The organism is Flavobacterium sp., assembly GCF_044361065.1.
In the GTDB taxonomy this organism is placed as follows: Bacteria; Bacteroidota; Bacteroidia; order Flavobacteriales; family Flavobacteriaceae; genus Flavobacterium.
The window spans coordinates 1-3955 of record NZ_JBIKJI010000172.1; the positions used below are offsets into that span (position 1 = coordinate 1).

Consider the following 3955-nt stretch of genomic DNA (forward strand, 5'->3'; position numbering starts at 1 on the left):
ACATAAGAGGTTGTAATTTAATGGTTTATTAAAAAATAAAATGATTTTAACAGATACACATACCCATTTATATTCTGAAGAATTTTCTGAAGACAGAGAAAAAATGATTCAAAGCGCAATTGATTCTGGCGTTTCTCGACTTTTTGTGCCTTCTATAGATAGTAGTTACACTCAAAAAATGTATGCTTTAGAAACACAATATCCAGAAAATGTGTTTTTAATGATGGGACTACATCCGTGTTATGTAAAAGAAAATTACGAAGACGAATTGGCGCACGTTATTACCGAATTAACCAATAGAAAATTTGCAGCAATTGGCGAAATTGGTATTGATTTATTTTGGGACAAATCGTTTTTAAAACAACAACAAGACGTTTTTTTAAAACAAATTCAACTCGCCAAACAATATAAACTACCCATAAATATTCATTGTAGAGATGCATTTAACGAAGTTTTTGAAATTTTAGACCAAGAAAAATCAGAAGAATTATGGGGAATTTTCCATTGTTTTACTGGCGATTTCAATCAAGCGAAACAAGCCATTTCTTGCGGGATGAAATTAGGAATTGGCGGCGTAGCCACTTTTAAAAATGGTAAAATTGATCAGTTTTTAAATGAAATTGACCTTAAACATATTGTTTTAGAAACTGACGCACCGTATTTAGCACCTGTGCCTTATAGAGGAAAACGCAATGAAAGTAGTTATATTAAAGTAATAGCTGAAAAATTATCAGAAATATATCAGTTGCCAATAGAAGACATAGCTGCAATTACCACACAAAACAGTAAAGATATCTTCGGATTTTAAAATTTGTTAACGTATAATTCCTATTTTTTTCGTTTTTTTGTAGTTCTAAAATAAAGTATGTCGAAATTTGATAAAATACGTCCCTATTATGATGCTGAAGTAAACGATGCTATTCGTGCTTCACTTAATCATCCTATGATGAAAGCATTAGTGGACTTTGCGTATCCAAATACTGAAGAATCAGTCTGGAAAGAGCAATTGCTTCGCACACATTCTATTAGAGATTTTCAAATTAATTTTGCATACCACGCCATAAAAAAAATATTAGAAAAAAGTTCTGACGGTTTAACCACATCTGGCTTTGAAAAATTAGAACCAAATACTTCCTATTTTTTCATTTCAAATCATAGAGATATTATTTTAGACACCTCGTTATTAAACGTTTGTTTACACGAACATGGTCTAGTGATGACGGCTTCTGCCATTGGAGATAATTTAGTGAAAAAAGATTTTTTACTAATGCTATCTAAACTAAATAGAAATTTTTTAGTACAAAGAAATCTTTCGCCAAGAGAGTTATTAGAAAGTTCTAAATTACTTTCAGAATATATGTATCGATTGGTATCGAAAGAAAATCGTTCCGTATGGATAGCACAACGTGAAGGAAGAACGAAAGACGGAAATGACGCTACGCATTCTGGAGTATTAAAGATGATTGCGATGGCATCCGACGAGAATAATAATATGGATTTCTTTAAGAAAATAAAAATTGTTCCGGTTTCCATTTCTTATGAATATGATCCAACGGATGCGTTAAAAATTCCGCAATTAATAGCTGAAGCCAATGACGAAATTTATACTAAAGAAAAAAACGAAGATTTTATTACGCTATTAAGCGGCATTATTGGCCAGAAAAAACGCATTCATATTCACGTTGGCGATGTTTTAGATAACGAATTAGATGCGATTTCTGAAGAAACAACAAACTCTAACAAACAAATGTTTGCATTAGCACAAGTGATTGACGATTCTATTTTGCAATCCTATAAACTTTGGCCTACCAATTATATTGCCTACGATATATTACTTCAAACCACTACTTATTCTGATTGTTATACCGAAAAAGAAAAACAACTTTTTGAACGTAGATTAGAATTAAGAATTAATGCGGATGACATAAAAATGAAAGAAAGTTTCTTAGCAATGTATGCCAATCCAGTACTAAATAAATTAAAATACCAATAAATTGAAAGCAAATCAAAAGGCAACTATTTTATTAATTTATACCGGTGGAACTATTGGTATGATTAAAGATGCCGATACAGGAGCATTAAAAGCTTTTAATTTCAAAAAACTAATAAAAGGCATTCCAGAACTTAAATTATTAGATTGCAATATTGAAACTGTTTCATTTGAAAAACCAATTGATTCGTCTAATATGCAAATTTCAGATTGGCAAAAAACAGCTGAAATTATTGAAAAAAATTACACTAATTTTGATGGTTTTGTGGTACTTCACGGTTCGGATACGATGTCGTATAGTGCGTCTGCTTTGAGTTTTATGTTTGAAAATTTAAACAAACCAATTGTTTTTACGGGCTCTCAATTACCTATTGGTGATTTACGTACAGATGCAAAAGAAAATTTAATTACCGCCATTCAAATTGCTTCTTTGCAAGAAAAAGGAAAACCAGTTATTCAAGAAGTTTCGCTTTATTTTGAATACAAATTATACAGAGGAAACCGAACTACAAAAATAAGTGCCGAACATTTTAATGCATTTACATCGCCAAATTTTCCTGAACTTGTAGAATCAGGCGTGCATTTAAATGTAAATAACGAAGTGCTTCTAAAAGAAAAAGTTTCTAAAAAGTTAAAAGTGAATACCTGTTTTGATGACAATGTTTTAATTTTAAAATTATTTCCAGGTATAAACAAAAATATTTTACACGCTATTTTACACACGCCAAATTTAAAAGGCGTGGTTTTAGAAACCTATGGCTCAGGAAATGCCCCAATGGAAAATTGGTTTATTGATGAAATTGAAAGCGCCATAAAACGTGGCATTCATATTATAAACGTAACCCAATGTAGTGGTGGAACCGTTTTAATGGGTGCTTATGAAACCAGTACTCGCTTAAAAGAAATTGGTTTAATTTCCGGTAAAAATATAACAACTGAAGCAGCAATCACAAAATTAATGTATTTGTTAGGTCAAAACGTAGCTAACTCGGTTTTTAAGACTATTTTTGAAACCCCTTTACGAGGTGAAATGAACGATTAAAATTAGAGAGGTGGCCGAGTGGCTGAAGGCGCACGCTTGGAAAGCGTGTATATGGCAACATATCGAGGGTTCGAATCCCTTCCTCTCTGCAAAACTGTAGTGGTTTTAGACAATTAAAAAACAATAACTATTACAAATGAGAATATTATTTTTTTTATGGATTCCCTTTTTTTGTTTCTCACAAGAGATAAAACCCATTGAAATTGATTCACTTTACAGAGAAGATCAATTTTATGCTTCTTTAAGTTATAATTTAATACAAAATCGTCCTGATGGATTTAAGCAATTTTCATTTTCACCAGGAATTTCTTTTGGGATTTTGAGAGACATTCCTATTTCAAAAAACAGACATTGGGCAATTGCACCTGGTATTGGCTATTCGTACAATAATATTAAACAATTTATAAATTCTGAAGAAATTGTTGGGGCTACAGAAAACACCTCATCTGAAAATATTAGAACTACAATTACATCGCATAGCGTCGATTTTCCTTTAGAACTTAGATGGCGAAATTCCATCCCAAACAGTCATAGTTTTTGGCGAATTTATACTGGATTAAAAACCAGCTATGTCTTTAATTCTAAATTAAAATTAGAGACCACAACTGAAAGTTCTAAAGAATCTATTTCAGATGAAATAAATCGTTTGCAATATGGCGCTTATATTTCTGTTGGGTTTAATACTTGGAATCCATACATTTATTATGGTTTAAATCCAATCTTTAAAGAAGGTTCTAAAATGAGTAATTTTAATGTTGGTTTTATCTTTTATATATTATAAAACCAAACCAAAATTTGTGGCAAACCGCCTATAGCTATTCCTGCTATTAATTCTATTGGTGTGTGAGCTTTCATATATAATCTTGACGAAGCTACAAATCCCATACACAAAATTAAAAATGCTACAGTATTAATCGCAGTTA

General features: G+C 31.3%; 4 protein-coding genes and 1 tRNA gene. All 5 read left to right on the forward strand.

Going from position 1 to position 3955, the window contains the following annotated elements:
- The first annotated feature begins 40 nt into the window (after positions 1 to 40).
- The 5 genes from ACIQ11_RS09295 (at position 41) to ACIQ11_RS09315 (ending at position 3813) form a co-directional block, all read left to right on the forward strand.
- Complete coding sequence (locus ACIQ11_RS09295; protein ID WP_396154348.1) at positions 41 to 808, forward strand: TatD family hydrolase; 768 nt, start codon at positions 41 to 43, stop codon at positions 806 to 808.
- Between the two features lie 57 nt (positions 809 to 865).
- Positions 866 to 1993 carry a 1-acyl-sn-glycerol-3-phosphate acyltransferase gene (locus ACIQ11_RS09300; RefSeq protein ID WP_396154349.1) on the forward strand — a complete coding sequence of 376 codons (1128 nt, stop codon included), beginning with the start codon at positions 866 to 868 and terminating at the stop codon, positions 1991 to 1993.
- A gap of 58 nt (positions 1994 to 2051) precedes the next feature.
- Positions 2052 to 3032, forward strand: a complete 981-nt coding sequence (locus ACIQ11_RS09305) for an asparaginase (protein ID WP_396154351.1) — start codon at positions 2052 to 2054, stop codon at positions 3030 to 3032.
- A gap of 4 nt (positions 3033 to 3036) precedes the next feature.
- Positions 3037 to 3121 (forward strand) — tRNA-Ser (locus ACIQ11_RS09310).
- A 47-nt stretch (positions 3122 to 3168) separates the two neighbouring features.
- Entirely contained in the window at positions 3169 to 3813 is a 645-nt protein-coding gene (locus ACIQ11_RS09315; protein ID WP_396154350.1) for a porin family protein, read from the forward strand.
- Positions 3814 to 3955: the final 142 nt, after the last annotated feature.